The 353-nt window shown below is 53.8% G+C and carries 1 protein-coding gene; it reads right to left on the bottom strand.

All coding sequences use genetic code 11. The features are described 5' to 3' along the window. A partial coding sequence (locus tag AC1RPV_RS07710) for a hypothetical protein (RefSeq protein ID WP_481764187.1) occupies positions 1 to 353 on the bottom strand: 353 nt, incomplete at both ends.

The raw sequence follows: 353 nt of genomic DNA, 5'->3' as shown, positions 1-353 counted from the left end.
TGCCATCCAATCGAAGAACTTCTCACCCACCGTTTCTGGGTAGTACTGCACAACCGGATGAACAACCCATTTACCGGTCTCTTTGTCCTTCTTACCGAATACGTCACGGATGCCTACCTTCGCCCCCATAGACTTGAGAATGGATGCAAGATACGGTTTCGAGTTCTTGGTTGAGCCTTCGTAGTCCCAGAACGCGATCAGCGGGACGTTCTTGTTCACGGCGTTGACCATGACCATTAGGGCCAGTGTGGTCTTTGCCGTCTGCTCGTCACCGGCATGTGTGTACATCGCTGGACGGATACCACCACCGTGCAGCAGGTCCAGCATCAGCAGACCGGTTGACAGCGGTTGAA

Source organism: Dellaglioa sp. CoH-55-MRSF-9 (assembly GCF_056782155.1).
The sequence above is the reverse complement of the archived record's forward strand: the minus strand, read 5'-3'. Positions and strand labels throughout refer to the sequence as shown.